This is a genomic window from uncultured Gimesia sp., assembly GCF_937919775.1.
GTDB lineage: Bacteria > Planctomycetota > Planctomycetia > Planctomycetales > Planctomycetaceae > Gimesia.
Map to the genome: position 1 here is coordinate 1 of NZ_CALFPF010000583.1, position 5,083 is coordinate 5,083.

Here is a 5,083-nt window from a genome sequence, read left to right on the forward strand (position 1 = left end):
AATCGCCTGCTGGCTGGCAGTCAGGCTATTGTCAGTAAAGACCACATCAATTGTGTATGCAGACGCTGGCGCTGGCGGTGAGTTATCAATGCCGCCACCAACAAGGGTGTTATTGACAACTTTGGTATAGGAAACGGCAGCGGGATTGTTTGATGTGCTGCTGTTGGCATCGCCGCTGACGCGGATCCCCCCCAGACCATTGGTGAAATCGTTGACAACGTTGTTTTGAATAGTGACACCCGGAGCGAAGCCGAGGCCACCGTTAAAGAAGTCGTTCAATTCCGGACCATTGATCACACCACCAGCCTGAGAGCGGTCACTCGTACCACCGTTGGGCCCTGCGGCGACAGTTTCACGAAAACCGGCATCTATATTGATCCCATATTCAGCAGCACTGCTGATGGTATTGGATTCAATCAAAATAAGGCCTTGTTGACGAATCAGATTTCGATCGCCTTGCTGGGCATTGATTGTAGTATCAGTAGCATCAACGATTTCCCGCACGAGACGATCATTCGTATCGAATTGGGTGGAAATTGTCAGGTCAGGAAGTTGGCCATTGGGTGGAGCGGCATAATCTGTTCCGCGTCGGATTTCTAACTGATAGGAACCTGAGAGTAACTGGGTGGGGGCACCAAACGTCGGGTTTTGAGGCACGTTAAAGAAAGCGGTTTGATCTGCCTGGGCACCGGTTACCAGTTCACCACGTTCCGCAAAACCGATGATGATATCATCGATATAGAAACCTTCAAAGTCGTTGTTCTGCGCCTGCTGATTGCTCAGGATGTTGCCGAAGATATCTCCCGGCATTTCCCCACCAGAAGTTGATAAATCTGAACTAATGGTACCGGATGTGCTGAAATCAAACCGAAGCCTTAAATTTGCGGCTCCAGCAACTGTTCCAGAAATATTTTCCAGGTATGATCCCAGGTCAATACGGGCTTGTCGCCAGACCCCTGTATTATCAAACAACTCTTGAACGTGCTGATTAGGGTTTCCTGTACGATCTTCTCTGGCAGAAGTGGTGATGTATGTCGATAATTCTCCAGCTCCGGCTTCTGTAGGTGGGGCTAATGTCGAGTTATTGGTTGCTAATTCAGTCCATGTTGCGCCATCATCGTTTGTAATAAAGACACGTGCCGCATCTCGCATGCCTCCCGAGATGGAGTTAGCGCCCTGTGATTCCAGGAAGTAATTGAAGTAGAGCGTAGGCAGGTCCGTGCCGCTGTAGCCATCTAAGCTGAAGGGCGTTGATGTTTCCAGTGTTCCATGAGCCCCACCGGCGATATTGTAGTTGTCACCAATGGTGGGGTTGGTGGAGAGGTCTTGTTGGAAGGCGGAAGAAAGTACGCCATATTGGGCGTTCCCTACATAATCGATGTAATCATTTGTGGAAGAGTTATTTTGTAGCCATTCTTCAAAACCAAAGTAAAAACTGGCCCCCCCCTGTTGTTCGCTCTGCTGCAAGCCGTTCGGAAAAGTATCTCGTCCATTGCCACCGACATCGGTTCTGGTTAGATCGAAAGAGTTATTGATCCCGTGGCCTGCTTCGGTATTCTGGCGGAACGTGGGATGCCACAGGTTGAAATCCAGTGGAGAGAAGGCCAACCCCGTGACGCCAGTGGCGCCTATGTTGATGGATGTTCCTCCTCCAGAAAAGATATCGATCGTACCTAAAACTGGGTCAGTAACTGTAGTCAGAATCGTTTCCGTTGCGGGGTTAATTGCGTACAGGTTACCGGAGTCAGTAATTGCAAACAACAGGTCTTGAAACGCTCCATTATTCAGGTTTTGCGGAGCTGCGGTGAGCCCGGCAAAGTTACCGCTGATTTGACCCGATAAATCGATACCAGTACTTAAACCAGTAGCACGATTGATGGTTAAAAAATATCCGTCTTCAGTGACACCATAGAGTTGCGATTGACTGGATGATGAATTGATTCCCCGAAAAGCCAACCCTGTGACATTTCCTATGGTTTCCCCCGCAACTCTAATATCTCCCCTTACGGTAAATGTATTTCCTGCGTCGGCAGGATTGGTAGAGCTAACGGATTTATTATCACCGGCATCTCCATTGGCAGGATTTCCCTGGTAGAGAGTGCTGATATTACCATCATTGACCGCATAATAAAGGTTGTAGGTAGCAACACCAGTTCGCTGGAAGGCAAGTGCACCGACAAGATCGGTAGTCAATCTTACTGGATCATTAAAGGCACCAACCGTTGTATCTATATTTGGAATTCCATCATCGAATGATGAAATAGTCGCTCCAGTGCCTGCATTGAGTTCCCGCAAGCGTCCTGCAGTATTTTGAACATTTGTAAGGCTTTCATAACTATAGAGACGACCATCCGAGCGAATCGCAATATCAGAAGTCGAATCATTGCCCGCTGTTGACAGTGCGCCGATATCGATAGTTCTTGGGATACCTGCCAAATCAGGATCAAGTCCATCGACAGAATCAAGGACACGACCATCATAGGCGTCTGCAATTCTGAGCCGATCACCTTGTGATATGTATAGGTTCACATCTGCCAATGTAAAAGCAGTCACATTCGTGGTTAATGTTGTGGTACTGGAAATATCAAAAATACTCGGAGTCGTGGGGTTCACTACAAATGTGCTGCCAGCTAACTCATTTCCTGAAGTGTAACCACTGAAACCGATATGATCTTCCACGATTCTCTGGACAGAGCTGACTGGTTCCAGCCGGATTTGTTCGTTTAAGCCGGTGGAATTAAAGGTGGCATTCAAGGCCTGTGGTAAGCGTGCATTTGATGAAATCGCCACATGGTAACGGTAGGTGCTTCCCGGTGTTGCTGTAGGAAGCTGTGTTGAGCCAATGTAAGGGTCAAAGGTGCCGAAACTTCCGCTACTCAAATCCTCGGTATCGTTGTTTGCCTGGTCGTCTTCGATGTTAGAGTCGCGGCTGATCAGAATCAGTCTGCCTTGATCGTCAAAGACGGAGAGAGTCGTGTCCCCGCGTGTTAAGCCGTCTGCATAATCAATATCAAAGATGGTTGAGAATGTTTTAGCTCCGTCACTACGGCCACCAATTACCTGGATCAGGTCGTAACCCATTTCAAATGTGTACCAGTCAACGTCGGAGTCGCCGGAAAGCGTTCCTGAAACAGCCAGAGTGTTGCGGTCACTGGTCAGCAGGTTACCCAGCCCTTGAGCGTTGTTGATGCTATTATTGTCCCCGGTTTTTTCAGATGATTCACCGAGCAGCGGTGAGTGTGCGGGTTGTCCCAGGACTTCCACGCCATTCGTTGCGAACCGAATATCTGCATAACGGACAGTGGAACCAGGCTTTTCATCTACCTGTCTGAGCCGAACCTGCAACTGATATTCGCCAGAAGTTTGACCGCCAGTCACGTCGGCTTCATTGCCAGCTTCTGGTTGACTGCGCACACGAACGAAATAGGTGCCGACAGCCCCGGGAGCACCGGGGAGTATAACTCTAAATCCGGCGTCACCTTTGTTTTGTGAATAAAAATCGCCCAGTAGATAGTCGGTTTTTGTGAGATCTTGTGCCGTTCCACCCAGTGTGGCAGGATCAAATGAATCCCAAGATCTTGCGATAACAGCACCAAAGATGTTCACCAACTCAACCACAGTATCGAGGGCCGATGAAGTGCGATCAATGTCGATCCAGACTTCGGTTCCCGCAGTGGCATTAAAACTGTAGACGTCAACATCGTTCGGGGCGTCAGCACTGATATTACCATGTACGTCGAATCCGAGTGCTCTGTTTTCATCACCGCTGATTTCATCTGGTGCCAAAACTCCCAGGTTTTGTGCAAATCCAGGGTTGCTGTTGGTATCGACGCCACCTGTGTTATTGCCTTCTGTTTCGAAACGTACAACAACATTTCGGTCGTTGCTGTAGCGGTCCAGTCGGATGCTGCGCCAGTCGCCGGCTGAAGGTGTGGAAAGGCTGCCATCATTGTTGGTATCGGTCTGAGGAAATCCGGCAGGAGTAAAGCTGGCTCCGACAGTATCGTCGGCCAGTGATGTGAGCACAACCGGGAAACCAGGCTGTCCGATGATTTGAACGGTACCACCGATTCGGTCTTCGATATCCAGCGGAACCCCATCTGCTGTAAAGCCTGCGGTAGGTCCGTCCAGTTTGACAACGAGGCCTTCATCGAGATTACTCTGCAACCGGATGCCACTGAATGTGTGGTGCTGATTTACCTGAATTTCTCCACGCAGGATGTGCACGATATCGGTATCGTCCCAGATCGTTTCCGTATCGAGCAGGGCGGCGCGAACTTCCATGCCGTTGAGACCGTTGTTCTCCATGCGGTTGAGTCGGACCAGAGCGCCGTGATTGTCCGGGAACTGCTGGTAAGCGTCGGTGAAACCCGTTGTGCGGCCATAATCAGATTTGAATTTATAGTCGAGTGAATTCGCATCAATATTGACGACGGTTCCGGCATTATTCTGGAAGATATTGTCAACAATAATGGGTTGTGCACCGCGGACGAAAATTGTGGCGCTGCCATTGTTACCGCGGCCATTTCGGTTAGACCCAGTTTGACCGCTGGCGTTGTCTTCCAGGATGCTGTTGCTGATACGAAACTCTGCCTGATGAACTTCAATCGCGTTAAAATTAGCGAAGCCGCCTTCGATGGGGACCAACCCGCCGGCGTTCGTGATTAAGGCATGATCAATACTGCCAGATGAGGCGGCGTTGAAGATGATTCCACCCCAGTTACCCGGGCCAAATGCAGTCACTCCATCATTGGATGTGTCAAAGGTTGTTCCCGCGCCATAACGATCATCACTTAACGATGTGAAGATAATCGGATTTTCTTCTGTTCCTTCTGCAATGAGCTGGGCGCTCCCACGCTCCGCTTCAATACGGGCTCCAGAAAGTTTTACAACGACTCCCGGATTGATTTTCAGGCGACCATTGATGGTTGGATTACCTGCTGCATCCATCTGGCCTCCCGGCGCACCATAGATTTGCAGGTTTTCGGTAATAACATGAGTAATATCATCATTGAAGATGGCGGGGACATCGAGCTTATTAATGGTGTTACCAAATTCAGTATTCACCCGAACGAATAAACCA

At 49.4% G+C, this 5,083-nt stretch carries 1 pseudogene; it reads right to left on the minus strand.

The window, feature by feature from the left end:
* A pseudogene (locus tag Q0294_RS16865) lies at window positions 1–5,083 on the minus strand (hypothetical protein); the annotation flags it as partial.